Raw genomic sequence first — 932 nt, forward strand, 5'->3', positions numbered from 1 at the left:
GAGTCCGATAATCGAATTATGGATCCTTTATCTATTTTAGATATATTGATTGGGGAATCAGAACAAGTTTCTTCTGATTTTGTTATTGAACCATATCAAGTACCATTTTTTGAAAGATTTAGTGAATATTTTATTTGTTTTGATAGGCGAAATTTAAATAAGCCTAAACAACCTGTCTATTGGATATGGGATATGGAAAATCCCTTAGCTGATTCAATAGAGAGTTTTATTTATAAGTTATTTGAAAATCCTGATTTTTTAAATGAAATTTAGTAAGCCGTAGCCCATATGAAACCTAAACTCAACAAGTAGGATGCGTGCGGAACGCACGCATGCGGTTCTCAAGGTTTGAGCTAAGAGGCCGTCTGAAACAATAACTACGGTTTCAGACGACCTTTCTTTCAACAAGCCACCACAGCCATCAGACAAAAGCAACCCGCCGCCACAGCCATATCGGCCGCACAGCTAGCAAAATTATTATCCGAAGCGGTGTAGACACAACTCTAAGACGGCAAATTTTGAACGTCATAGTCTTTCGGGTATGACACTAAGGGCCGACATGATCAAACAGCGCGAAATCCATCTGGCCATACCCGCACAAACTAATAAGGAGCAAAGATTGCAGTTGCAACGTGTGGTAGAGTATGGCAAAAGTCAGAACATTACAGTCAAAATTACGGAGATCAAATAATGATTTTTAAACAGGATCAAAATTATTGGGCAGTTTTTTATGCTAATGAAGAAGCTCTGATTGTTCAAACATGTTCAGGTTTGGGGTTAACGGCAATAGACCACCTATATCCCCCCCATATCCTGCCATTGGATACCGACAATGAAACTTTAGGCACGACGGTCTTGCAAGCGTTGACAAACAGCAGGACTTTCGTTTATGACAGTCCAGAAGACCAAGATTTTTTTGATACCGAAAAATT

General features: G+C 39.2%; 2 protein-coding genes and 1 pseudogene. All 3 read left to right on the forward strand.

What is annotated here, in order from left to right:
• Positions 1 to 273: pseudogene (locus tag HMPREF2675_RS11580) on the forward strand (hypothetical protein); the annotation flags it as partial.
• Between the two features lie 286 nt (positions 274 to 559).
• Complete coding sequence (locus HMPREF2675_RS11690) at positions 560 to 691, forward strand: endonuclease toxin domain-containing protein (protein ID WP_325035737.1); 132 nt, start codon at positions 560 to 562, stop codon at positions 689 to 691.
• A partial coding sequence (locus HMPREF2675_RS06690; RefSeq protein ID WP_141759964.1) for a contact-dependent growth inhibition system immunity protein occupies positions 691 to 932 on the forward strand: 242 nt, incomplete at its 3' end. The genes HMPREF2675_RS11690 and HMPREF2675_RS06690, both read left to right, overlap by 1 nt.

Source organism: Neisseria sp. HMSC061H08 (genome assembly GCF_001836795.1).
Taxonomy (GTDB): Bacteria; Pseudomonadota; Gammaproteobacteria; order Burkholderiales; family Neisseriaceae; genus Neisseria; species Neisseria subflava_A.

What these genes read in the sequence shown, in the direction of transcription:
- HMPREF2675_RS11690 (WP_325035737.1), top strand. Translation starts at nt 560, where the DNA reads ATGATCAAACAGCGCGAAATCCATCTGGCCATACCCGCACAAACTAAT.